General features: G+C 61.3%; 19 protein-coding genes. 12 read left to right on the plus strand and 7 right to left on the minus strand.

Features of this window, described 5'->3' with window-relative positions; translation table 11 throughout:
• Nucleotides 1–154: 154 nt before the first annotated feature.
• From lptB to lptC, 3 genes are read right to left on the minus strand one after another with little or no spacing between them, the layout of a single operon-like run.
• Entirely contained in the window at nt 155–946 is a 792-nt protein-coding gene (lptB, locus tag AB8B29_RS00070; RefSeq protein ID WP_245297501.1) for an LPS export ABC transporter ATP-binding protein, read from the minus strand.
• Nucleotides 947–977: 31 nt separating this feature from the next.
• Nucleotides 978–1,640 carry an LptA/OstA family protein gene (locus tag AB8B29_RS00075; protein WP_037202988.1) on the minus strand — a complete coding sequence of 221 codons (663 nt, stop codon included), beginning with the start codon at nt 1,638–1,640 and terminating at the stop codon, nt 978–980.
• On the minus strand, nt 1,637–2,323 hold the full coding sequence (gene lptC, locus AB8B29_RS00080) for an LPS export ABC transporter periplasmic protein LptC (RefSeq protein ID WP_037202989.1): 687 nt from the start codon (nt 2,321–2,323) through the stop codon (nt 1,637–1,639). The genes AB8B29_RS00075 and lptC overlap by 4 nt, the downstream gene beginning before the upstream one ends.
• 326 nt (nt 2,324–2,649) lie before the next feature.
• Between lptC and sppA the strand changes: the two genes are divergently transcribed.
• The 3 genes from sppA to AB8B29_RS00095 all read left to right on the plus strand — a co-directional run bounded on the left by sppA (nt 2,650) and on the right by AB8B29_RS00095 (nt 4,439).
• Nucleotides 2,650–3,606: a signal peptide peptidase SppA gene (gene sppA, locus AB8B29_RS00085; RefSeq protein WP_047556211.1), complete on the plus strand. Its 957-nt coding sequence runs from the start codon at nt 2,650–2,652 to the stop codon at nt 3,604–3,606.
• 26 nt (nt 3,607–3,632) lie between these two features.
• The gene (locus tag AB8B29_RS00090) at nt 3,633–3,938 is read left to right on the plus strand and encodes an integration host factor subunit beta (RefSeq protein WP_004120746.1); all 306 of its coding nucleotides are present in this window, start codon (nt 3,633–3,635) and stop codon (nt 3,936–3,938) included.
• A 168-nt stretch (nt 3,939–4,106) separates the two neighbouring features.
• Complete coding sequence (locus AB8B29_RS00095; protein WP_037202994.1) at nt 4,107–4,439, plus strand: lipopolysaccharide assembly protein LapA domain-containing protein; 333 nt, start codon at nt 4,107–4,109, stop codon at nt 4,437–4,439.
• Here AB8B29_RS00095 and AB8B29_RS00100 read toward each other — a convergent pair.
• Both AB8B29_RS00100 and AB8B29_RS00105 read right to left on the minus strand, forming a co-directional pair.
• The gene (locus AB8B29_RS00100) at nt 4,431–4,838 is read right to left on the minus strand and encodes a GNAT family N-acetyltransferase (RefSeq protein ID WP_376774211.1); all 408 of its coding nucleotides are present in this window, start codon (nt 4,836–4,838) and stop codon (nt 4,431–4,433) included. The two genes, AB8B29_RS00095 and AB8B29_RS00100, sit on opposite strands and share 9 nt — an antisense overlap.
• Before the next feature lie 88 nt (nt 4,839–4,926).
• Complete coding sequence (locus AB8B29_RS00105) at nt 4,927–5,379, minus strand: SRPBCC family protein (protein ID WP_037202998.1); 453 nt, start codon at nt 5,377–5,379, stop codon at nt 4,927–4,929.
• 115 nt (nt 5,380–5,494) lie between these two features.
• Here AB8B29_RS00105 and AB8B29_RS00110 point away from each other — a divergent pair, with 115 nt between their 5' ends.
• The 5 genes from AB8B29_RS00110 to AB8B29_RS00130 all read left to right on the plus strand — a co-directional run bounded on the left by AB8B29_RS00110 (nt 5,495) and on the right by AB8B29_RS00130 (nt 11,454).
• Nucleotides 5,495–6,613 carry a class I SAM-dependent methyltransferase gene (locus tag AB8B29_RS00110; protein ID WP_037203315.1) on the plus strand — a complete coding sequence of 373 codons (1,119 nt, stop codon included), beginning with the start codon at nt 5,495–5,497 and terminating at the stop codon, nt 6,611–6,613.
• The gene (locus AB8B29_RS00115) at nt 6,610–7,470 is read left to right on the plus strand and encodes a TrmH family RNA methyltransferase (protein WP_037203000.1); all 861 of its coding nucleotides are present in this window, start codon (nt 6,610–6,612) and stop codon (nt 7,468–7,470) included. The genes AB8B29_RS00110 and AB8B29_RS00115 overlap by 4 nt, the downstream gene beginning before the upstream one ends.
• Nucleotides 7,467–7,985, plus strand: coding sequence for a signal peptidase II (gene lspA, locus AB8B29_RS00120; protein WP_037203001.1), 519 nt, complete (start codon nt 7,467–7,469; stop codon nt 7,983–7,985). The genes AB8B29_RS00115 and lspA overlap by 4 nt, the downstream gene beginning before the upstream one ends.
• A 55-nt stretch (nt 7,986–8,040) precedes the next feature.
• Nucleotides 8,041–10,323 (plus strand): hybrid sensor histidine kinase/response regulator, encoded by a 2,283-nt coding sequence (locus AB8B29_RS00125; RefSeq protein WP_092574434.1) that lies wholly within the window; start codon nt 8,041–8,043, stop codon nt 10,321–10,323.
• Nucleotides 10,324–10,575: 252 nt separating this feature from the next.
• Entirely contained in the window at nt 10,576–11,454 is an 879-nt protein-coding gene (locus tag AB8B29_RS00130; protein ID WP_037203005.1) for a GNAT family N-acetyltransferase, read from the plus strand.
• A 6-nt stretch (nt 11,455–11,460) separates the two neighbouring features.
• Here AB8B29_RS00130 and AB8B29_RS00135 read toward each other — a convergent pair whose 3' ends face one another.
• A complete protein-coding gene (locus AB8B29_RS00135; RefSeq protein ID WP_112440079.1) occupies nt 11,461–12,870 on the minus strand; it encodes an adenylate/guanylate cyclase domain-containing protein in 1,410 nt (469 codons plus the stop codon).
• Nucleotides 12,871–12,947: 77 nt separating this feature from the next.
• The gene (locus tag AB8B29_RS00140; protein WP_037203008.1) at nt 12,948–15,236 is read right to left on the minus strand and encodes an NADP-dependent malic enzyme; all 2,289 of its coding nucleotides are present in this window, start codon (nt 15,234–15,236) and stop codon (nt 12,948–12,950) included.
• A 112-nt stretch (nt 15,237–15,348) separates the two neighbouring features.
• Here AB8B29_RS00140 and mutS point away from each other — a divergent pair, with 112 nt between their 5' ends.
• The 4 genes from mutS (at nt 15,349) to murJ (ending at nt 23,085) form a co-directional block, all read left to right on the plus strand.
• Complete coding sequence (gene mutS / locus AB8B29_RS00145) at nt 15,349–18,090, plus strand: DNA mismatch repair protein MutS (RefSeq protein WP_112440077.1); 2,742 nt, start codon at nt 15,349–15,351, stop codon at nt 18,088–18,090.
• 27 nt (nt 18,091–18,117) lie between these two features.
• Nucleotides 18,118–18,411: a hypothetical protein gene (locus AB8B29_RS00150; RefSeq protein ID WP_037203011.1), complete on the plus strand. Its 294-nt coding sequence runs from the start codon at nt 18,118–18,120 to the stop codon at nt 18,409–18,411.
• Between the two features lie 157 nt (nt 18,412–18,568).
• The gene (locus AB8B29_RS00155) at nt 18,569–21,484 is read left to right on the plus strand and encodes a [protein-PII] uridylyltransferase (RefSeq protein WP_112440075.1); all 2,916 of its coding nucleotides are present in this window, start codon (nt 18,569–18,571) and stop codon (nt 21,482–21,484) included.
• Nucleotides 21,481–23,085 (plus strand): murein biosynthesis integral membrane protein MurJ, encoded by a 1,605-nt coding sequence (gene murJ / locus AB8B29_RS00160; RefSeq protein ID WP_092574430.1) that lies wholly within the window; start codon nt 21,481–21,483, stop codon nt 23,083–23,085. Before AB8B29_RS00155 ends, murJ begins: the two co-directional genes overlap by 4 nt.
• Nucleotides 23,086–23,163: the final 78 nt, after the last annotated feature.

Raw genomic sequence — 23,163 nt, forward strand, 5'->3', positions numbered from 1 at the left:
TTTTCCGTTAATAAAAACTTCGCGAAATCCCAACTGGCCCAAAAATTGCTTTTTTATTGGATTTGGTCAAGTGGAACTGTGAAGCGAAGGTAAATTTCCGAAGCGCGACAGCGTCCAATAATATTGACGTGCGCTCCGGTTGAATTTCAGCCTGTCAAAGGCTGAAATTGTCGCCGAGATACAGCTTTCGTACTTCCGGATTGCTGACGATGTCGTTCGCCCTGCCATGGGTCAGGACTTCACCTGCATGGATGATATAGGCGCGATCGATCAGGCCGAGCGTCTCACGAACATTGTGGTCGGTGATCAACACGCCGATACCGCGCGCCGTCAGGTGATGGACGAGGTTCTGGATGTCGGCGACCGAGATCGGGTCGACGCCGGCGAAGGGCTCGTCGAGAAGCATGAAGGTCGGGTCGGTTGCCAGTGCGCGCGCTATTTCCAGGCGCCGCCGCTCGCCACCCGAAAGCGCTATCGCCGGCACTGTGCGCAGATTGCGAATGTGGAATTCCTCCAGCAGTTCGTCAATCTTGTGTTCCCGCTTCGCCTTGTCCTTTTCGTGGACCTCGAGCACGGCGCGGATGTTCTCCTCCACCGTCAGGCCACGGAAGATCGAGGCTTCCTGCGGCAGATAGCCGACCCCGAGCCGAGCGCGGCGATACATCGGCATCGAGGTGACATTGTTGCCGTCGATCTCGATCGTACCTTCGTCGACAGGCACGAGGCCGGTGATCATGTAGAAACAGGTGGTCTTGCCCGCGCCGTTAGGCCCGAGCAGGCCGACCGCCTCACCACGCCGCACCACCAGCGAGACGCCGTTGACGACGCGCCGGGTGCGGTAGGTCTTGGTGAGGCCGCGCGCAATCAGGGTACCCTGATAACGCGCTTTATCCGCGGCCGGTGCGCCCGCTGCCGTGGAGGAAGGCCCGGTCGTGCCGGGCAAGATGGAAGTGGTCGATGTCGTCACGGGGCCGGTATCAGTTCTTCTTTTGCTGTTGTTGCTGCACTTGCTGCGACTTGGGATCGAGCTGGATCTGGACACGGCCCCCGCATGCATCCAGCTGCGCTTCGCCCGTCGCCATGTGCACGGTGAGCTGACAACCGGTGAAAACGTTCGGTCCGTCGGTCAGCACCACTTTCTTGCCCTTGAGGATGGCAAGCTGGTTGGCCATGTCGAACGAGCCGTCGTCTGCTGTCGCCGTCTGTGTGCCGGAAACGAGGTAGACCTTGTCGGTGACCAGAATGTGGTCGATATTGGCGTCACCCGATACCAGCGACTGGTTCTGCTCCTTGGCTGCCTTGGCGACCGGATTGTCCTCCGCCGGCTTGGCATTGGCATCAGCGGGCTGCTTCTTCTTGTAGAAAACAGTCATCTTGCCAGCCTGCATCGTCGTGGTCCCCTGAACCACCTTGACGTTGCCGGTGAACACGGCCTGGCTTTCCGCATCATGGATTTCCAGCTTGTCGCTTTCGATCTGGATCGGCTGATCCTTGGAAAGCGCAAGCCCTGGCATGTTGCTTGTCGTTGCCTGCGCGCCTGCTTCCGCCGCTGCGAAAAAGGCGAGCGCGCTGAAAGCACAAAAAAGGCCTGCCTTGCGCAGGCCGGAGTTGAAAATTGAATGTGTCCAATCGTTTATCATGAACCGCCCGGCTTCTGTTCGCTAGCTGTGTTGTGGAATGCGGACGGTTCGATACGCATTTGAACCTGCCCGTCGAATTCGATTACGCTCCCCTTATCCGTCATCTTGAGCGAACGCGCAACAACCGACATGCCACCTCGCTGGATTGCAACCTGATCCTGGCTGGACAGGTCGCCCTTCTTCACATCGAGGAAAGCGGTCTTGAACTCGGCGCGCAAGCCGTTGTCCATCTGAACGACGAAGGGCTCGGTCAGTTTCAACGTGTCGGCCTGGCGATCGAAATCCGCGCTCTGGGCCGTCACATGCGCGATCACGTCGGTATTGACAGGCATCGATGCCTTGATCGTCTTCAGCGTGATCATGTTCGGATTCCGGATATCTTGCAGCGCCTTTTCCGCAAGCAGGGAGTAATTGATGCCGTCCTTGTTGCGGCCGGCGATGGCGGGACGCTCCATGACGACCTTGCCGTCTTCGATCTTGGCGCCCTCGATCTGGATGTCGGCCGGCAGATAGGCGCGGATGACGGAGACGGCGATGAAGATAAGCGAGACGATGAAAGCGGCCAAAGGCAGCAGTATTCGCAGCCTCTTCACACGTGCGGAGTGAAAAGTGGCGACTTTATACGCGTTTCGGTCCGGCGCTGAGTGGATTGCGTGGCCGGAGGTCTCGATCGTATTGAGCATGCAACAGGTCCGTCTTTTCTGATCCGGAGAACGGCATTCACGTCATGCACAGACTGTGCCAAAAGGCCTATCGGATCGTTTCGCATTATTGCACTGGCTTGCCAATATGGATTTTTTTCTGCAGCCGAGGAATTTTGGCAGAAAAATATGCCATTTGCTGGTTTCATCCGACCAGGCGATGTCCTATCTGATGAAGCATCGGAGTGCCGTTCCGTCGACGACATCGAAAAACGGGATCGCCCTTTGCTGAGGATTGTGCCTGTTTCAAGGTATTATGCATCCGGTTCGTAGCGCATTCGGTTTGTGACAGGGAGAAATAAAGCGTTATGGACAGTTCTGCAATTGCGGACCGGCGACAAATGCGCCGCAAGCTTGGTTTCTGGCGTGTCATCGCTGTTTTACTCCTCGTCGCGCTCGGCTTTGCGCTCTATCGTTTCGTCGCGGGCGACCTGCCTGACACGCGGGGACCGCAGATCGCCCGCGTCACGATTTCCGGGCTTATTCAGGACGATCCCGAACTTCTCGAGCGGCTGAAGAAGATCCGCGACAACGATCAGGTCAAGGCGTTGATCGTGTCGATCTCTTCGACCGGCGGCACGACCTATGGCGGCGAACGTATCTTCAAGGCGATCCGCGCCGTCGCCGCCAAGAAGCCCGTTGTCTCCGACATCCGCACCGTCGCGGCGTCTGCGGGCTATATGATCGCAACTGCCGGCGATGATATCGTCGCGGGCGATACCTCGATCACGGGGTCGATCGGCGTCATCTTCCAATATCCGCAGGTCAAGGATCTGCTCGACAAAATCGGGGTTTCGCTCGACGAGATCAAGTCTGCGCCGCTGAAGGCCGAACCCTCGCCTTTCCATCCGGCCAGCGAAGACGCCAAGAATATGATCCGCAATATGGTCATGGACAGCTACGGCTGGTTCGTCGACCTTGTGGCGGATCGTCGCAAATTGCCGCGCGAAGACGTCTTGAAGCTTGCCGACGGCAGCATTTTCACCGGCCGTCAGGCGCTTCAGAACAAGTTGATCGATACGCTTGGTGGCGAAGACGAGATCCTGGCCTACCTCGAAACGCGCAAGGTCAAAAAGGACCTGCCGATCGTCGACTGGAAGGCGGAAGGCAAAAGCTCATCCTTCTTTTGGCCGGGTGCCGCTTCCTGGTTGCTAAATCGTTTCGGTTATGATGATTTTGTGAGGGGAGAGGGCCTCCAGAAAATCATAACCGAGAAGTTGTTTCTTGACGGCCTGCTTTCTCTTTGGCAGGGTGCAGCCAACTGATAAATCAATGATTTAAGGGGGTAGCCGTGATCAAGTCGGAATTGGTGCAGATTGTTGCCGCCCGCAACCCGCATCTCTATCACCGCGACGTCGAAAATATCGTCAACGCTGTCCTCGACGAGATCACCGATGCGCTTGCCGCGGGTAACCGGGTTGAACTTCGCGGCTTCGGCGCTTTCTCCGTCAAGAACCGGCCTTCTCGCTCCGGTCGCAACCCGCGCACGGGCGATACGGTGTTCGTCGAGGAGAAGTGGGTTCCCTTCTTCAAGACCGGCAAGGAACTGCGCGAACGCCTGAATCCGGGCGCCGGCGATGAGGAAGACGACAACTAATAGCCGGCTAGGCTCGTTCTTTCCCGAAATGTGCCCGCGGACATATCCATTGGACATGATTGCGCCGCGACGCGGTGGTACTTGAACTCGGCCGCGTCTTTCCTATTCTGCGGCTGGCGGCATCACGCGTGCAGTCGCACGGATACGCCTGGATAAAGGAGCTGCGCAATGGCCAAAAAGATCGTCAATCTGCTGATATTGCTGCCGCTCGGCATCATCCTGATCGTATTCTGCGTTGCGAACAGGCAGTCCGTGACGCTCGCGCTTAATCCGTTCCGGCCTGAAGATCAGGTCCTGTCGCTGAACGCACCGCTGTTCGTATTGCTGTTCGCGGCATTGATCCTCGGCATGCTCGTCGGCGCTGGGGTGACCTGGTTCAATCAGGGAAAACACCGCAGGCGCGCTCGCAGCCAGTCGCAGGAGGCGGTGCGCTGGCAGGCCGAGGCTGACAAGCACCGCACACGCGCCGAGCAGATCGCCGGACAGCTCCCGTCAAAATGACCGGCTGTTGCCGAGCCGCATCTCTTTGTAATCGCCTTCCGCCGAGGCGCCGTCGCCGATGATTTCGAAGCCCATTGCCTGATAGAAGGCCATCGCACGCGTATTTTTGACCAGGCACTTCAGCCGGTAGTGGCGGCTTTTCCAGTCCGGGAGCGCGGTCAGCAGGGCCTTTCCCGCGCCGTGGCCCTGGAAGGCCGGGAGAATGTACAGCATGTGGATGAAATCATCCGGCTCCCAGATCGCCGCGAAACCCGCGATCATGCCGTGCACGTCTTCGCAGACGAACAGGCGCTCGCCCGTTGTATGGATGGCAAGGTCCTCAAGGCTGAAACGACCGGGATCGACCCAGAGGAATGTTTCCCGGCGCACGCGCAGATAGATCTCGGCAAGAGGCGGCATATCCTGCTCCCGCGCCGGCCGGATGGTCCAAGTCTCTGATCTCGATATCATGAGCGGATTATATGGGCGTCAAAAATGTCAACGGCAATCAGGCGCTGGCCTGACCGTTGATCGCTGCGGTGAAATCGGAAAAAAACTGCTGCGCAAGCTTCTTGGCGCTGGAATCGACCAGCCGCGAACCAAGCTGCGCAATCTTGCCTCCGACCTGTGCCTTGGCCTCGTAATGAAGGATCGTCTCGTTGCCGTCTTCCTTCAGCACGACGTCGGCTCCGCCTTTGGCAAAACCGGCGATCCCGCCCTTTCCTTCGCCCGAGATCGTGTAGCTTTCCGGAGCATTGATGTTGGAGAGCGTCACGTCGCCGCTGAACGATGCGGAAACCGGGCCGATCTTCAATTTCACCTTTGCCGTCAGTTCGGTCGGGGAGACCCATTCCAGGCTCTCACAGCCGGGAATGCACTGCCTGAGGATATCAGGGTTGTTCAGCGCCGCCCACACGGTGTCCCTGGGTGCCGTGATCCGCTCCTCGCCGGTCATGTCCATGTGCAATCCTCCCAATGTGACATTTTGTGCATGGATCATCGCAGATCGGAAAGCGCTTTGCCAAGTGGCGGTCAGATGCTATTTGCACGCTCATATCAATTTCGAGACAAGCATGGTGAAACAGAAGGAACGCCGGCCCGGTCAGAAAGCTGCGGGCGGCCCTGGCGCAAAGCCCCGCCCGGAGGCGCGACGCGATACGCCCGTCAAGACAGGCGGCAAAATGTCAGCATCGCGTGACCGTGGCGAGCGGATTACCGAACCGCGTACCGCCGCCTCCACGGTTGCGGCGCCTGAGCGCCCGCTGATCGTGAGAAATGGCGAGCGACCGCCGGAGCGTGTGCCGGTCATCCTGGAATCGTTGGGCGCCGGGGATTTCCATCTGATCGACAGCGGCAACGCACTGAAGCTCGAGCAATATGGCCCGTATCGCATCGTTCGGCCGGAGGCGCAGGCGCTGTGGCAGCCGTCGCTAGCCTCGCATGTCTGGGACAATGCCGATGCCGTATTCACCGGCGATACCGACGAGGATGGCATGGGCCGCTGGCGGTTCCCGCGCGAGGCGTTGGGCGAAACCTGGCCGCTGCAGTTGCTCGGCGTCGATTTTCTCGGCCGCTTCACCGCATTCCGCCATGTCGGTGTCTTTCCCGAGCAGATCGTTCACTGGGCCTGGATGAAGGAACAGGCCGAGGCGGCGAAACGGCCGCTGAAGGTCCTGAACCTCTTCGGCTATACCGGCGTTGCTTCTCTGGTCGCCGCTGCGGCCGGCGCGGAGGTGACCCATGTCGATGCCTCCAAGAAGGCAATCGGCTGGGCGCGGGAAAACCAGGCCCTGGGCCGCATGGAAAAGCTGCCGATCCGCTGGATCTGCGAGGATGCGATGAAGTTCATCCTGCGCGAGGAGCGGCGGGGCAACAAATACGACATCATTCTCACCGACCCGCCCAAATTCGGCCGTGGCCCGAACGGCGAGGTGTGGCATCTTTTCGAGCATCTGCCCTTGATGCTCGATATCTGCCGCGAGATCCTGTCGCCGAAGGCGCTCGGGCTGGTGCTGACGGCCTATTCGATCCGCGCCAGCTTCTATTCGATCCATGAATTGATGCGCGAGACCATGCGCGGCGCCGGCGGTGTCGTCGAATCCGGCGAGTTGGTCATCCGCGAGGCCGGCCTCGACGGCAGCACGCCCGGCAGGGCGCTTTCCACCTCCCTCTTCAGCCGCTGGGTGCCGAAATGAACAAGGATTTCCGTAACGACGGCCCCCGCAAGGTCGGACAGGTCAAGGAAGTCACTTCGCTTGCCAATCCGATCGTCAAGGATATCAAGGCGCTGACGGTCAAAAAATCGCGCGAGGAGAGCGGCGCTTTCCTGGCCGAAGGTTTGAAACTGGTCATCGACGCCCTCGAGCTTGGCTGGACCATCCGCACGCTGGTCTATGCCAAATCCGCCAAGGGCAAGCCTTTGGTCGAGCAGGTCGCCGCCAAGACGGTCGCTGCCGGCGGACTGGTGCTTGAGGCCAGCGAAAAGGTCATTGCGTCGATCACCCGTCGCGACAATCCGCAGATGGTGGTGGGCGTCTTCGACCAGCGTTGGCAGCAGCTTAGGGATGTCAAGCCGGCGGCCGGCGAGACCTGGGTGGCGCTGGACCGCGTGCGCGATCCCGGCAATCTCGGCACGATCATTCGCACTGCCGATGCAGCCGGCGCTTCCGGCGTCATCCTCGTCGGCGAAACGACCGATCCCTTCTCGCTGGAAACCGTGCGCGCCACCATGGGCTCCGTTTTCGCGGTGCCCGTCGTCAAGGCGACGCCGGAAGAGTTTCTGACCTGGAAGAAGAAGGCTGATGTCTCCGTCGTCGCCACTCATCTGGCCGGCGCGGTCGATTACCGCACGATCGACTATAAGAAGAAGCCCGTGGTGCTGCTGATGGGCAATGAACAATCCGGCCTGCCGGATGTCCTGGCGAAAGAGGCCGATGCGCTTGCGCGCATCCCGCAGGCCGGCCGCGCCGACAGCCTCAATCTGGCGGTTGCGACGGCAGTCATGCTGTTCGAAGCCCGCCGCCATCTTCTGACCCTTAGCGAGAGCCGATGACCGAGAGCCAGACCCACGAGCAGGTACCCGCAAAACCCGCACTGTTTTCCCGGCCCGTGCCGATCCTGATCTTCATCGTCGTCGCAGTCATTCTCGACCAGGCCGTCAAGATCATGGTCGACCAATGGCTGCCGCTGCAGGAGATGGTGCCGGTCATTCCGATGCTGGCGCTGTATCGCACCTACAATCTCGGCGTCGCCTTCTCGATGCTGTCGGGCATGGATGGCTGGTTCATCGTCGGCATGCGGCTCGTCATCGTCGCCTTCGTCCTCTGGCTTTGGCGGCGTGCCCCCAATCATCGCTGGCTTGCCCATCTCGGCTTCGCCTTGATCATCGCCGGGGCGCTTGGCAATTTGATCGACCGCTTTCTCTATGGCCACGTGATCGACTATATTCTCTTCCATACGCAGACATGGTCTTTCGCCGTCTTCAATCTTGCCGACAGTTTCATCACGGTTGGCGCCGGCTGCGTCATCCTGGACGAGCTTCTGACGCCGAAAAAGGCGAAAAACTAAAATTCTAGCGTTTCCTTGAAGGCATCGGGAAGGATGCGTGTGTTAGCCAGACTGCATGAGCACTCTGGCTAACCTGCAGGAAAAGCTTGCGGCTGCGATCGCCCGCGGCCAGACGCCGCCAATCGAAGAAGCGGCCGATGGCGTGTCGTCCCTGATCACGCCGATTGAGACGCCGCGTCGTGCCGAACAGCAGGCGCAGCGCGCGGCGGCGCCATGGAAGCTGCAACGCCGCTGGTTGAATGGCGGCGGCCTGGTTGCCGGAGCCGCCCTGCTCGCGATCGGCTACGCCGGCGGCCCGCCGGCACTGTTCGCCGCGCTGTGCGTTGTGGCGCTGTCGCTGATAGCGATGGCTATCTTCACAAAATGGAGCGTCGTCCGCAGTCCTGCCGTCACCGATCTCAGCGAAAACGAGCATGATCGTTTTTGGGAGCGCAAGGAAAGCACCAGCCTGCTTGCTACCATCCATGACGCACTTGGTGACATTACGGTCACGCGCGGTATCGACCGCCGGATTCTGGATGCCAATGCCACCTTCCGCCGGCTGACGGGGAGAACAAACCCGGAGGGCCTGACGCTGGAGGAAACCGGCCTCGTCTTCCGTGCCGTCACCGATGCGCAACATCAGGATGCGGAGATTGCCACGCCCGAAGGGCGGCGTACATTCGCCTGGTACGACGTCATGTTCCGCGATCCGACGACGGGACAGTTGTGCATCCAAAGCGTGGCGCGCGATGTGACCGAAGAACGGCAGATCACCCGCCTTCGCGAGGATGCGCGGCTGAAAGCCGAATACAACAGCGCAGCCAAGTCGCGGCTGCTGGCCACCGTCAGCCATGAAATCCGCACCCCCTTGTCCGGCATCCTCGGCATGAACCATCTGCTTGCCCAGACGCGGTTGACGCTCGAGCAGGCCAATTATCTGACGGGCATTCGCCAGTCGGGCCACGCCTTGGTGCAGTTGGTCGAAGATCTCCTCGATTTCTCCACGATCGAGGTCGGCCGTTTCCAGTTGCATCCGCGCAAGGAGGCATTGCGGCCGTTGCTGGAAGGCGTCGTCGAAATGCTTGCCCATCGCGCCCACGAAAAGGGCCTGGAAATCGCGGCAAGCGTCGCGTCCGATGTCCCCGAGATGTTGGAGTTCGATCCCGCCCGCCTGCGTCAGGTCCTGTTCAACGTCATCGGCAATGCGGTGAAATTCACGCAGACCGGCGGCATCCTCGTCCGAGCGGGCCTGAAAGGGCGGGACCTGACGATAACGGTCCACGACAGCGGCCCGGGGATGACGGAGGAAGAGCAGGCCCGCATTTTCGGTGAATTCGAGCAGGCTGGTTCCATCGTGGAAAAAAGTGCCGGCACCGGGCTTGGGCTTGCGATCTCCGCCCGCATTCTGCGCGAATTCGGCGGTGGGCTCAGTGTTGCCAGCCAGCACGGCAGCGGCAGCGTGTTCACCATCCGCTTTCCGATCGGCCTGGTTGCCGAGGAGGATGGATACAGACGGCGTGACGCCGTGCTCGAGGGGTCGCGCGTCCTGTTGCTGGCGCCGGAGGGCGCGGCAAGCACAGCGATTGCGCAAACCATCCGCGCTCTTGGTGGCCATTGCCGCCTGATCGGCTCAGGCGATATGGGCGAGTTGCGGCAATCTTTCCCGATGGGGGAAGGCGGTGCCTGGACGGATCTTATCGTCGATCATCGCATGGCGCCTTGGTATTTCCGCGAGGGAAGTGAGCTGGCGACACCGGCGCTGCGCAAGATTTTCCTCGTCAATCCCGAGGAGCGCAACACCCATCCGCTCGATCTTTTCGACGCATGGCTCATCCGGCCGCTGCGCGAACAGTCGCTGATTGACGTCTTGAGCGGTCGCATGCGCGGCATGGAAAGGCGCGACCATTCGAGTGACGGTTTGTCCGAGATCGGGATAACGACGCCGGAGGCCGAGGATCCCGCACTCAACATCCTGCTTGGCGAGGATGATCCGGTCAACGCAATGCTGGTTCGCGCCATGCTCGCCAAGGCCGGTCATAGGGTTCGCCTCGTCGAGGATTTCGACGGCCTGCGTGCTCGCGCGCAAGACGGCGAGGCTCGGCCGGATATCATCGTCACCGATTTCAACATGCCCGGCGGCACCGCGGTTGCCGTCCTCGCGCAATTGCGCACCCATGAGCGCCGGCAGGGATTGTCGCCCTTGCCGATCATCGTATTGACCGCCGACAGCCGCGATGCGATAGGTCGTCAGGCGCTGCTTGCCGGGGCCGATGCCGTCATCGTCAAGCCCGTCGATCCTAAGCGGCTGATAGCCACCGTGCAGAGCCTGTCGAAGGCGGCTTTCGAACGCGCCTAAGCCAGGCATTTGATTTTCGAATCAAGATCGGGCATATCCATCATGTCGCCTGAACCGATTAGGCAGCAATGACTGATAGTGGCTTGCGGCGACCTTCAACCTGCGCGAATTGCTGTCGTTTAGTTGGGGACGGGGCGCCCATTCAAAAATTGCAACGGGCACACTTCTTGCTTTTAGCAAAGCTGCGTGTCACTTTCCTGTCGCACGAATTTGGTTTATGGCGCTATATCGGCCCGCAGGGGGAGAATCGCCATGTCCATCGAAATCTTGAATCGCGAAGCTCAGGGCGAAATGGTTCAGTCCTCAAAGGCAACGGTTGCGCCGGTTGCCAGCGATGTGCTCGGACGCATCGGAAATCTAGAAACGCGCCTTGCTCGCACGGCGCGCGAAATTGATGCCGCTCAGGCCGTCCGCTATCGCGTTTTCGTCGAGGAGATGAACGCGCAATTGCCGGCCGACGCCATGCGTCGCCAGCGTGATATCGACGGCTGGGACGCAATCTGCGATCACCTGCTGGTATTGGATCGCTCGCTTGAAGGCGATCCGGAAGACCAGATCGTCGGCACCTATCGCCTGCTGCGCCAGGAAGTGGCCATGGCCAACGGCGGCTTCTATTCCTCCTCGGAATTCGACATCGACACGCTGCTCGCTCGCCATCCCGACAAGCGCTTCATGGAGCTCGGCCGTTCGTGCGTGCTGCCGGAATACCGCAACAAGCGCACCGTCGAGTTGCTGTGGCAGGGCAATTGGGCCTATGCGCTGAAGCACGGCATGGGCGCGATGATCGGTTGCGCCTCTTTCCCCGGCGTCCTGCCGGAACAGCATGCGCTGGCTCTGTCCTTCCTTTATCACAACGTCCTTGCGAAGGACGAATGGACGGTCGGCGCCTTGCCGTCGCTTGCCCGCAACATGGACCTGATGCCGGTCGAAGCCGTCAATCCGAAGAAGGCGCTTATGGCGCTGCCGCCGCTGATCAAGGGTTATCTGCGCCTCGGCGCCATGGTCGGTTCGACCGCCGTCGTCGATCAGGCTTTCAACACGACGGACGTCCTGATCGTCCTGCCGATCGCCAGCATCTCGGATCGCTACGTCAATTATTACGGCGCGGATGCCGGTCGTTTCGCAAGCTGACGGATCTCAAGGGATCGCAAAGATATCCATCGCATCCGTGATGCCTCGAAGCGCGACGTGATGAGATTGCGGCGTGAGGCCGCGCGTTGTCATCAGCTCGGCGGCGAGAGGATTATCGAGCACCGAACTGGTTGCGAATATTTCGCGTGACGTGGCGAGATGCTGGACGCGGGATGCGATATTGACCGTTTGCCCGAAATAATCCTGCCGTTCGTTCAGGCTCACCGCGATGCACGGTCCCTCATGGATGCCGATTTTCAGAAGAAGATCGTCGCTGCCGCGCTCCTTGTTGAGGCTGAGCATGGCCTCCCGCATCCGCATTGCCGCCATCAACGCCCGGTCCGGTGTCGGGAAGGTGGCCATGACGGCATCGCCGATGGTCTTGACGACCGCACCCGCCTCCGCCGCCACGATCTCGTGCAGGATGCCGAAATGGGTCTTGACCAGATCGAAGGCTGCGAGGTCGCCGACCCTTTCGTACAGCTCGGTCGAGCCGCGCAGATCGGTGAAGAGAAAGGTGAGGCTGGTGATCTTCAGTCGCTGGTCGATGTCGATCGTGTCCGTGCGATAAATGTCGCGGAACGTCTGGTTGGAGAGCAGACGCTTGGCGGTCAGGAACGGTCGGCGTTGGCTGAGCAGGGTGTGGAGAGCCTCGTTGGCCAGGCAGATCGATGGCAGCACGCGGAGGTCCGTATGGTTCTCCATCATGATGCGCAGGGGGCCGGGACGCAGTTCGATGGCCTCGCTGTGTCGGTGCATTCGGTCGAAAACGAGCGAGAGAGTCTGCCTTTCCTTCGATGGTTCTCCCTTCACGTCGAGGAACTGCGCGGCGTGCGTGACCGGTTCGAAGATGATGGTAAACTCCGCAGGTAATTGAAGCGATATGACGGCCTTTTCGCCAGGCGGCAGTTCCAGCGATTCCAGGATGAATTGATCGACCTTCTCCTCGTAGCCCTCATCGGGAAGATCGATACCCGAGCCCCAATAGATCTGTCGGAAATATTCAAGCGGCGGCAGTTCGTGCGGATTGTGGGCTTCGATGTGGCGCACGCGCGGACTGACGGTGAAGGTGACCTCAACCATCTCGTCGAGCGTCGGCTCGTAGCCGGCTGCGCACAGCGTGCAGTTATAGGTTTCGCTTTGCACTGTTTTCAGCGAGGTATTGGCATCCAACACCCCGCCGCAACCCGGGCAAAGAACATTCCACGACATCTCGAACAGGCCGAGGCGGGAGCTGTGCAGGAAGGCGTTGATGGCCTGCTCTTCATCGAAGCCCTGGTCGGCCGCGAAGGCAAGCACGTTCACGCGATTGAGCTTGCGATCGGGCGCCTCAACAACGAGCCGCTCGATAGCATCGACGATATCCGACCGCGCTGAATGGCGCAGTATTCCGAACAGGACCTGAGCTTCACTCATCCTGATAGTCTACACCGAATTGATACGGCAGCCCATCACCTTTGTTCGGTCACGGGCTCCGCCATCTGGTGTAGTGGCTACGATCCCGCGCCATAGGCGGCGATCGCCGCCATGTTGACGATGTCGGAATCCTTGGCGCCCATGGAGGTGATCTGCACCGGCTTGTCGAGCCCGACGAGCAGCGGCCCGATCACGGTGGAACCGCCGAGTTCCTGCAGCATCTTGGTGGAGATCGCGGCCGAGTGGAAGGCCGGCATCACAAGCACGTTTGCCGGTCCGGAGAGTCGTGAGAAGGGATAGAGGCTCTCCATGATCTTGCGGTTCAGCGCCACGTCGGCGGCCATTTCGCCATCGAATTCGAAGTTCACATAGCGCTTGTCGAGGATGCTGACCGCTTCGCGCACCCGTTCGGAGCGTTCACCTGACGGATGACCGAAGGTGGAATAGGCGAGCATGGCGACGCGCGGCTCATAGCCCATGCGCCGGGTGAAGCCGGCTGCTTCTTCGGCGATGTCGGCCAGCTCCTCGGCCGTCGGCATGTCGTGCACGGCGGTATCGGCGACGAAGACGGTGCGGCCGCGGGCGATCACCAGCGACACGCCGATGACCCGGTGCCCAGGCTTCGCGTCGATGCAGCGGCGCACGTCTCCGAGCGCTGTCGAATAGTTGCGCGTCACGCCCGTCACCATGCCGTCGGCATCGCCCAATGCCACCATGCAGGCGGCGAAGTGATTGCGGTCGTTATGGATCAGGCGCGTCACGTCGCGGTGCAGATAGCCCTGGCGCTGCAGCCGGGCATAGAGATAGTCGATATAGGCATCGACCCGCTTGGAAATGCGAGCGTTGACGATTTCGAGGCCGGGCCGGTTGAGGTCGATGCCGGCGCGTTCGGCGGTGGAGTGGATCAGATCTTCGCGGCCGAGCAGGATGGCGGTGCCGAGCCCCTGGTTGGCATAGGAGAGGGCGGCGCGCATGACCTGCTCTTCTTCCGCCTCGGCAAAGACGATGCGCTTCTGGTGCCGGCGCACACGCTCGTAGAGCTGCGCCAGCGTCGAGGCGATCGGATCGCGCCGGGCTGAAAGCTCGCGGGCATAGGCCGCCATATCGGGCATCTCGCGGCGAGCGACGCCGCTCTCGATCGCCGCCTTGGCCACGGCCACCGGGATTGCCGAGATCAGGCGCGGATCGAACGGCACGGGAATGATATATTGCGCACCGAAACGCGGCCGCGCGCCCTGATAGGCCGCCACGACGTCGTCAGGCACGTCTTCGCGTGCGAGGCTTGCCAGCGCATTGACGGCTGCGATCTTCATCTCGTCGTTGATGGTGGTGGCGCGCACGTCGAGCGCGCCGCGGAAGATGTAGGGAAAACCGAGGACGTTGTTGACCTGGTTCGGATAGTCCGAGCGCCCGGTCGCCATGATTGCATCGTCGCGGATACGGGCGACTTCCTCGGGCGTGATTTCCGGATCGGGATTGGCCATGGCGAAGATGATCGGCTTGTCTGCCATAGAACGGATCATGTCGGCGGAGAAGGCGTCTTTCTGCGACAGGCCGAACACGACGTCGGCACCTTTCATCGCTTCTTCCAGCGTGCGCTTGTCGGTCTTGACCGCATGCGCCGACTTCCACTGGTTCATGCCCTCGCTGCGGCCCTGGTAGATCACGCCCTTCGTGTCGCAAAGGATGACGTTGTCCGGGTTGAAGCCCATGGCCTTGATCAGCTCGACGCAGGCGATTGCGGCGGCACCCGCGCCATTGCAGACGAGCTTGGTTGTCTTGAGGTCGCGACCTGTCAGCTCGAGCGCATTGATCAGGCCGGCGGCTGCGATGATGGCGGTGCCGTGCTGGTCGTCATGGAAGACGGGGATGTCCATGAGTTCGCGCAGGCGCTGCTCGATGATGAAGCAGTCGGGCGCCTTGATGTCTTCGAGATTGATGCCGCCGAAGGAGGGACCGAGATAGCGCACGCAATTGATGAACTCATCGACATTCTCGGTATCGATCTCGAGGTCGATCGAATCGACGTCGGCAAAGCGCTTGAAGAGAACCGCCTTGCCTTCCATGACCGGTTTGGAGGCCAGTGCCCCGAGATTGCCGAGGCCGAGAATGGCTGTGCCGTTGGAGATGACGGCGACCATGTTGCCGCGCGTGGTATAATCATAGGCTGTGGCGGGATCGGCGGCGATTGCCTTCACGGGAACGGCGACACCGGGCGAATAGGCAAGGGAAAGGTCGCGCTGCGTCGCCATCGGCTTGGTCGGATTGATCTCAAGCTTGCCGGGGCGGCCCTGCCTGTGGAAATCCAGTGCCTCCTGATCGGTGATCCCCGCTCCTGGACGCGACTTGCTCTTGTTATCAGCCATTTTTCCTCCAAACCTCCTGTGGGCGACCGGTCCCTCTTGCCCGATAGCTGTTGTCTTCTATAGCGGCGCGCGGATAGGGTGACACCTCATTTTTTGGAAAAACTGCACCTCCGTGAACGAACGTATAACCACCAGCGTCGATGCTTTCTCGGCCGCCGAGCTTGCCTCGGAGGAAAGTCGCGCCTCCGCGACTCCGATGATGGAGCAGTACATCGAGATCAAGGCGAACAATCCGGGTTCGCTCCTGTTCTATCGCATGGGCGATTTCTACGAATTGTTCTTCGAGGACGCCGTCGATGCGTCGCGCGCGCTCGGCATCACGCTCACCAAGCGCGGCCAGCATATGGGCCAGGATATCCCGATGTGCGGGGTGCCCGTGCATGCCGCCGACGACTATCTGCAGAAGCTGATCTCACTGGGTTTCCGCGTGGCCGTCTGCGAGCAGGTGGAAGACCCGGCCGAGGCGAAGAAGCGTGGCGGCAAGTCTGTCGTCCGGCGCGATGTCGTGCGTCTGGTGACGCCGGGCACCATTACCGAGGAAAAGCTGCTCTCGCCCTCGGAATCCAACTATTTGATGGCGCTCACGCGCATTCGCGGCGGCGCCGAGCCGCAACTGGCGCTCGCCTGGATCGACATTTCGACTGGCGTATTCCGGCTGGCCGAAACGGAAGCCTCGCGGCTGCTCGCCGATATCCTGCGCATCGATCCGCGCGAGCTGATCCTGCCGGATATGATGTTCCACGATCCGGAGCTGAAACCGGTCTTCGACGTGCTTGGCCGCACCGCCGTTCCGCAGCCGGCAGTGCTGTTCGACAGCGCTAGCGCCGAGGGGCGCATCGTGAGATATTTCGGCGTCTCGACGCTCGACGGTTTCGGCACTTTTTCCCGCGCCGAGCTTGCCGCAGCTGCCGCTGCCGTCGCCTATGTCGAAAAGACCCAGATCGCCGAGCGGCCGCCGCTTGGGCTGCCGGAACGCGAAAGCGGCGCGTCGACGCTGTTCATTGATCCCGCCACCCGTGCCAATCTTGAACTGGTGCGCACGCTCTCCGGCGACCGCAACGGCTCGCTCCTGAAGGCGATTGACCGCACCGTGACCGGTGGCGGCGCTCGTCTGCTCGCCGAGCGACTGATGTCGCCGCTCACCGATCCCCAACGCATCAACGAACGGCTGGATTCGATCGGCTTCCTTGCCGAGGAGCCCTCTCTTTGCAGCGATTTGCGGACAGCGCTGAAGCACGTGCCCGATATGCCGCGCGCCTTGTCGCGCCTGGCGCTTGACCGTGGCGGCCCGCGCGATCTCTGGGCGATCCGCCAGGGGCTGGGCGCGGCTGCCGATATCGCCCGTATGCTCGGTGCAGCACTTCTGCCGGAAGAACTGAAGGCTGCATTTGCTGGGCTCGGTGCCTTGCCTGACGATCTCGAAGCCCTGCTCGCCGCCACGCTCGCCGACGAACTGCCCTTGCTGAAGCGCGACGGCGGCTTTCTGCGGGAAGGGGCGAATGCCGAGCTGGACGAGGTGCGCGCGCTGCGCGACCAGTCGCGCCGCGTCATTGCCGGCCTGCAGCTGCAATATGCCGAGGAAACCGGCATCAAGTCGCTGAAGATCAAGCACAACAATGTGCTCGGCTATTTCATCGAGGTCACAGCCGGCAATGCCGGTCCGATGACCGATACGTCCGAGGCCAAGGCGCGCTTCATTCACCGGCAGACCATGGCGAACGCCATGCGGTTCACCACGACCGAGCTTGCCGATCTCGAAAGCCGCATCGCCAATGCCGCCGACAAGGCGCTCGCCATCGAGCTCGAAGCCTTCGATCGCATGGTCGCGGCAGTTGTCGCCAATGCCGAGCCGATCAAGGCCGGCGCCCGTGCGCTGTCGGTAATCGATATCGCGGCGGGCCTTGCGCTGCTCGCCGAGGAGCAGGCCTATTGCCGGCCCATTGTCGACGCGAGCCGCATGTTCGCCATCGAAGGCGGCCGCCATCCGGTCGTCGAGCAGGCGCTGCGCCGCCAGGCCGGCGGACCTTTCGTCGCCAACAATTGCGATCTGTCGCCCAAGGCGGACGGCAAGGATGGCGCCATCTGGCTTTTGACCGGCCCGAACATGGGCGGTAAATCGACCTTCCTGCGCCAGAACGCGCTGATCGCCATTCTCGCGCAGATGGGTTCTTTCGTGCCTGCCGCATCGGCGCATATCGGCATCGTCGACCGGCTGTTCTCGCGTGTCGGCGCGTCCGACGATCTGGCGCGCGGCCGCTCCACCTTCATGGTCGAGATGGTCGAGACGGCGGCGATCCTCAATCAGGCGACCGAGCGCTCGCTGGTCATTCTCGACGAGATCGGCCGTGGCACCGCCACCTTCGACGGCCTTTCCATCGCCTGGGCCGCCGTCGAGCATCTGCATGAGGCCAATCGCTGCCGCGGCCTCTTCGCCACCCATTTCCATGAGCTGACCGTGCTGTCGGAGAAGCTCGGGCGGCTCTCCAATGCCACCATGCGCGTCAAGGAATGGGATGGCGACGTCATTTTCCTGCATGAGGTCGGGCCGGGCGCTGCGGACCGCTCCTACGGCATCCAGGTGGCGCGGCTTGCCGGCCTGCCAGCCTCGGTGGTGGCGCGCGCCCGCGACGTTCTGACGCGGCTTGAGGATGCCGACCGCAAGAATCCGGCAAGCCAGCTCATCGATGATCTGCCGCTCTTCCAGGTGGCGGTTCGCCGCGAGGAAGCCTCCGGCCGGCGCGCGCCGTCCATGGTCGAGGAGAGGTTGAAGACGCTCGATCTCGACGACCTGACCCCGCGCGCCGCCCTCGATGTGCTCTACGAGCTGAAGAAAACTGTGACCAAGGCCGGCTGACCGAAGGCGATTTCCAAGGACAATACAATGCATATCGAAAATCTTCTCGCCGAGGTCCGCATACTGGCCGATCGCTTTTCCCCCATCGCCGCGCGTGGCAAGATCTGCGGCGAGGGCGAGGCGCCGGATTGCGAGTCCGATCGCGGTCTTCTGAACATCGCCCTGTCATGCAGCCGTATTTCCGACATCTGCTCGAGGATCGCAAATGCCGGCTATTGGGAATGCGAGCGCGAAATGGTGACGCAGATCGGTGCCCAATCGCGAAACATATTATATAGCTTGAACGAGCTCAGACGGGCGCTTGATATGCCGAGGCCCTAAAACCGCCGATTTCTGCGTCGATTGCCGTCACGCTTCGTCAACCTTGACCCGATAGAAATCCTGAGATCGTCGATTAGACAGGTTTGGCTCAGGCTGGATTATGGAAATTCGGGCGTAGAATGCCTGTGTCAATCGCTGGGCAAAGAGGCTATAGCGCATGCAGACGAAAAGACAGGCGCGCCAGCGGTGGGCCGCGGTCAACGAACAGGAATCCGGTCGGCAAAGCATGGAAATGCATGACATCGATTTTCCCGCCATTCTCGACGTTCCCTCGCTGAGGGCGGAATGCGAGGCCCTTGCCAACCGTCATCTGGATAAGAGCGAGGAGCGGTCCGCTCTGCTCGTTTTGTTGAAGAAGGCGAGCCAGGAAGGGCGCGAAGAAGCGCGGCGGTTGCTGGCGGCCCAAGGCGGCGGGCTGGATTGCGCCCATCGAATTTCCTGGCTCCAGGACCAGATCATCACCGTTCTCTACGATTTCACCGTCCACCACGTCTATCCGAATCAGGCCGGCAACTTCTCTGTCACCGCCGTTGGTGGCTATGGCCGCGATACGCTGGCACCGGGTTCGGATATCGACCTTCTGTTTATCTTTCGGCCGAAGCCGGACAGCGAAACACACAAGGCGGTCGAATTCATCCTCTACATGCTCTGGGATATGGGCTTCAAGGTCGGCCACGCCACGCGCACCGTCGAGGAGTGCATACGCGAGGCGAAATCCGACATGACGGTGCGCACCGCCATCCTCGAGACGCGCTATATCTGCGGCAGCGAGCCCTTAGCGCACGAGCTGGAAACACGCTTCGACAAGGAAATCGTCACCAATACCGGCCCGGAATTCATCGCCGCCAAGCTGGCCGAACGCGATGAGCGCCACCGCAAGGCCGGCGACACCCGCTATCTGGTCGAGCCCAATGTCAAGGAAGGCAAGGGCGGCCTGCGCGATCTGCACACGCTGTTCTGGATCTCCAAATATTATTATCACGTCCGCGATACTGTGGAATTGGTGAAGCTCGGCGTGCTCTCGAAGCAGGAATACCGCCTCTTCGAGAAGGCCGAGGATTTCCTCTGGGCCGTGCGCTGCCACATGCACTTCCTGACCGGCAAAGCCGAGGAGCGGCTTTCCTTCGATATCCAGCGGGAAATTGCCGAGGCGCTTGGTTACCACGCCCGCCCCGGCCTTTCCGCCGTCGAACGCTTCATGAAACACTATTTCCTCGTCGCCAAGGATGTCGGCGATCTCACCCGCATCCTCTGCGCGGCGCTTGAGGACCAGCAGGCCAAGGCGACGCCCGGTCTTACCGGCGTCATCAGCCGCTTTGCCAATCGCTCGCGCAAAATCCCCGGCACCGTCGAGTTCGTCGAGGATCGCGGCCGCATCGCGCTCGCCAATCCCGAGGTCTTCAAGCGCGATCCGGTCAGCCTGATCCGGCTGTTTTTCGTTGCAGATATCAACGGTCTGGAATTCCATCCGGACGCCTTGAAGCGCGTCACCCGCTCGCTCGGCCTGATCGACAGCGATCTGCGGGAGAATGAGGAGGCGAACCGGCTTTTCCTCTCCATTCTCACCTCCAAGCGCGATCCTGCGCTGATCCTGCGCCGTATGAATGAGGCCGGCGTCCTCGGCCGCTTCATTCCGGAATTCGGCAAGATCGTCTCGATGATGCAGTTCAATATGTATCATCACTATACGGTGGATGAGCATCTGATCCGCGCCGTCGAGGTGCTGTCGGAGATCGACAAGGGCAAGGCCGAGGATATCCATCCGCTGACCAACAAGCTGATGCCTGCTATCGAGGATCGCGATGCGCTTTACGTTGCGGTGCTGCTGCACGATATCGCCAAGGGCCGCGAGGAGGATCATTCCGAAGCCGGCGCCAAGGTGGCGCGCAAGCTCTGCCCGCGCTTCGGCTTGTCGCCGAAGCAGACCGAGCTTGTGGTGTGGCTGATCGCCGAGCATCTCACAATGTCGATGGTCGCCCAGACGCGCGACCTGACGGACCGCAAGACGATCATCGATTTCGCCGATCGGGTGCAGTCGCTCGACCGGCTGAAGATGCTGCTGATCCTGACGGTCTGCGATATCCGCGCCGTCGGTCCGGGTGTGTGGAACGGCTGGAAGGGCCAGCTTCTGCGCACGCTCTATTATGAAACCGAGCTGCTGCTGGCCGGTGGCTTTTCCGAGGTCTCGCGCAAGGAGCGGGCGGAAGCCGCTGCCAATGCGCTCGAAGCGGCATTGGATGATTGGGGTCAGAAGGCTCGCAAGGCCTATGTCAAGCTGCACTACCAGCCCTATCTTCTATCCGTGCCGCTGGAAGATCAGATCCGCCATACGCGGTTCATCCGCCAGACGGACAAATCGGGTCAGGTTCTGGCGACCATGGTGCGCACGGACAGCTTCCACGCCATCACCGAAATCACTGTCTTGTCGCCCGACCATCCGCGCCTTTTGACCGTGATCGCCGGCGCCTGTGCTGCGGCGGGCGCCAACATCGCCGACGCACAGATCTTCACGACGGCCGATGGCCGCGCTCTCGACACCATCCATGTCAGCCGCGAATTCCCCGACGACGCCGATGAGCTTCGCCGCGCAGGCACCATCGGCAAGATGATCGAAGACGTCCTTGCCGGCCGCAAGCGGCTGCCGGAAGTCATCGCCACGCGCACGAAGAACCGTCGCAAGAACAAGGCCTTCGTCATCCCGCCGTCGGTGACCATCTCCAACAGCCTGTCCAACAAGTTCACCGTCATCGAGGTCGAATGCCTCGACCGCACCGGCCTTCTATCGGAAATCACCTCGGTTCTCTCGGATCTGTCGCTCGACATTCACTCGGCGCGCATCACCACCTTCGGCGAAAAGGTCATCGATAGCTTCTACGTGACCGATCTCGTCGGGCAGAAGATCTCCAACGAAAACAAGCGAGCCAATATCACCGCGCGCCTGAAGGCGGTCATGGCGGGTGAAGAGGATGAGGTGCGCGAGCGCATGCCCTCCGGCATCATCGCGCCCGCCGCCACGCGCACTTCCGCCGCCGAAAAGCCAGATACTGAAAAGAAAGCCGGTTCAGCCGCATGAGCCTCGTTAGGAAATTCATCACGGTCGGTGGCGCGACGCTTGGCAGCCGTGTCTTCGGCTTCGCCCGCGAAACGTTGATGGCCGCCGCCCTTGGCACCGGACCGATGGCCGACGTGTTCTACGCCGCCTTCCGCTTTCCGAACCTCTTCCGCCGCCTGTTCGCCGAAGGCGCCTTCAACGCCGCCTTCGTCCCGCTTTTCGCCAAGGAGATCGAGGCGAACGGCATCGAGGGTGCGAAGCGCTTCTCCGAGGAAGTCTTCGGCGTTCTGTTTTCCGTCCTCTTCCTGATCACCGTCGTCATGGAATTGGGCATGCCGCTGATCGTGCGCTGGATCATCGCGCCTGGCTTTGCCGGCGATCCGGACAAGTTCTCGATCACGGTGCGCATGGCCGCCGTCATGTTTCCCTATCTCATGTGCATGTCGTTGACGGCAATGATGAGCGGCATGCTGAACTCGCTGCATCATTTCTTCGCGGCCGCCGTGGCGCCCGTCTTCCTGAACGTTGTCATGATCGGCGCACTGTTCTATTCGCTCTATTTCGGCGCTGTGCCGCTGCAAACAGCCTGGTATCTCTCCTGGGGCGTGCTTGCCGCCGGCATCCTGCAGTTGTTTGTCGTCTATGTCGGCGTGCGCTATGCCGGCATCAGCATCGGTTTCCGCTGGCCGCGCTTCACGCCGAATGTGAAGCGGCTGCTGATCCTTGCCATACCCGCCGCCGTCACCGGCGGCATTACGCAGATCAACCAGATGATCGGCCAGGCGATCGCCTCCAGCCGCGAAGGTGCGATCGCGGCCCTGCAATATGCCGACCGCATCTATCAGTTGCCGCTCGGTGTCGTCGGCGTTGCCGTCGGCGTTGTTCTTTTGCCCGAACTCGCGCGTGCCTTGAAATCAGGCCATCTGAAGGAGGCCGGCAATCTGCAGAACCGTTCGATCGAATTCGTGCTGTTCCTGACCTTGCCGGCGGCCATGGCGCTTTGGGTTCTCTCGGACGACATCATCCGCGTGCTCTACGAGCGCCGCGCCTTCCATCAGGAAAACACGATCATCGTCGGCTCGATCCTGGCGATCTACGGCCTGGGCTTGCCGGCCTTCGTGCTGATCAAGGCGCTGCAGCCGGGCTTTTATGCCCGCGAGGATACCAAGACCCCGATGCGGTTCTCAGGTGTTGCGGTCGCCACCAACTGCGCGATCGCGCTCAGCCTCTTCCCCTACATGGGCGCACCCGGCATCGCCGTCGCCGAAGCGACCGCCGGCTGGATCAGCACCGTGCTGCTCTTCACCACGCTCTTGCGCCGGGGCCATCTGACCTGGGAGTGGGGACTTGCCCGCCGCGCCGTGCTGCTGCTCGTTTCAGCCGGCGTCATGACCGGGATGATCATTTTTCTTCAGCATCGCTGGGAACCGTATCTGGCGTCCGGCACGTCTTTGCTGACCAAAGTCGGCACGCTCGGCCTGCTGATCGCAATTTCCATGCTGGTCTATTTTGTGGTCGCTTTCCTCATCGGCGGCGCCGATCTCGGCATGATCCGCCGCAACATGAACCGCAAGCCGGCAGCATCAACGCCGGATGCTGAGGCGGTGAAGGGGAGTGACTAAGCTCCTTAGCCCCGCGATGCGGGGAGAAGGTGGCTTGGAGCGATCGAACGGAGTGAGATTGCGGCAAGTCGGATGAGG

Origin of the sequence: Rhizobium sp. 11_C7_N12_5 (assembly GCF_051811145.1) — a bacterium.
GTDB classification, from domain to species: domain Bacteria; phylum Pseudomonadota; class Alphaproteobacteria; order Rhizobiales; family Rhizobiaceae; genus Rhizobium; species Rhizobium lusitanum.

What these genes read in the sequence shown, in the direction of transcription:
- AB8B29_RS00105 (WP_037202998.1), bottom strand. Translation starts at nt 5,379, where the DNA reads ATGGACATGACCGGCGAGGAGCGGATCACGGCACCCAGGGACACCGTG.
- lspA (WP_037203001.1), top strand. Translation starts at nt 7,467, where the DNA reads ATGACCGAGAGCCAGACCCACGAGCAGGTACCCGCAAAACCCGCACTG.
- AB8B29_RS00155 (WP_112440075.1), top strand. Translation starts at nt 18,569, where the DNA reads ATGCAGACGAAAAGACAGGCGCGCCAGCGGTGGGCCGCGGTCAACGAA.
- murJ (WP_092574430.1), top strand. Translation starts at nt 21,481, where the DNA reads ATGAGCCTCGTTAGGAAATTCATCACGGTCGGTGGCGCGACGCTTGGC.
- AB8B29_RS00115 (WP_037203000.1), top strand. Translation starts at nt 6,610, where the DNA reads ATGAACAAGGATTTCCGTAACGACGGCCCCCGCAAGGTCGGACAGGTC.
- AB8B29_RS00125 (WP_092574434.1), top strand. Translation starts at nt 8,041, where the DNA reads ATGAGCACTCTGGCTAACCTGCAGGAAAAGCTTGCGGCTGCGATCGCC.
- AB8B29_RS00135 (WP_112440079.1), bottom strand. Translation starts at nt 12,870, where the DNA reads ATGAGTGAAGCTCAGGTCCTGTTCGGAATACTGCGCCATTCAGCGCGG.
- AB8B29_RS00130 (WP_037203005.1), top strand. Translation starts at nt 10,576, where the DNA reads ATGTCCATCGAAATCTTGAATCGCGAAGCTCAGGGCGAAATGGTTCAG.
- AB8B29_RS00075 (WP_037202988.1), bottom strand. Translation starts at nt 1,640, where the DNA reads ATGATAAACGATTGGACACATTCAATTTTCAACTCCGGCCTGCGCAAG.
- sppA (WP_047556211.1), top strand. Translation starts at nt 2,650, where the DNA reads ATGGACAGTTCTGCAATTGCGGACCGGCGACAAATGCGCCGCAAGCTT.
- AB8B29_RS00140 (WP_037203008.1), bottom strand. Translation starts at nt 15,236, where the DNA reads ATGGCTGATAACAAGAGCAAGTCGCGTCCAGGAGCGGGGATCACCGAT.
- AB8B29_RS00150 (WP_037203011.1), top strand. Translation starts at nt 18,118, where the DNA reads ATGCATATCGAAAATCTTCTCGCCGAGGTCCGCATACTGGCCGATCGC.
- AB8B29_RS00100 (WP_376774211.1), bottom strand. Translation starts at nt 4,838, where the DNA reads ATGCCGCCTCTTGCCGAGATCTATCTGCGCGTGCGCCGGGAAACATTC.
- lptC (WP_037202989.1), bottom strand. Translation starts at nt 2,323, where the DNA reads ATGCTCAATACGATCGAGACCTCCGGCCACGCAATCCACTCAGCGCCG.
- AB8B29_RS00095 (WP_037202994.1), top strand. Translation starts at nt 4,107, where the DNA reads ATGGCCAAAAAGATCGTCAATCTGCTGATATTGCTGCCGCTCGGCATC.